At 67.4% G+C, this 276-nt stretch carries 1 pseudogene; it reads right to left on the bottom strand.

The annotated features are described in order from the left end of the window. Nucleotides 1-145: 145 nt before the first annotated feature. Nucleotides 146-276: pseudogene (locus tag PUR61_RS02605) on the bottom strand (IS5/IS1182 family transposase); the annotation flags it as partial.

The raw sequence follows: 276 nt of genomic DNA on the forward strand, positions 1-276 counted from the left end.
ACACACCGCCGAGAGACCCTGCCCGACACCTACCGCGCCATCGCCGGCCTCGTCTCCGACCGCACCGCCGGCACGTGAACCACAGACCTCAACCAGCCCCCTGCTGCCCCACCCGCTATCACGCACCAACTCGTTAGAAGTCATCTCATTTGGAGAGTCGGCGGTGGCAGATGAGGGCGGCTGCGATGCTGGCGAAGGCTGCAAAGTGGTCGGCCTTGCGTTCGTAGCGGCGGTGGAGTCGGCGGAAGCCGCCGAGCCAGGCGACGGTGCGCTCGA

This window comes from Streptomyces sp. BE20 (assembly GCF_036322525.1).
Taxonomy (GTDB): Bacteria; Actinomycetota; Actinomycetes; order Streptomycetales; family Streptomycetaceae; genus Kitasatospora.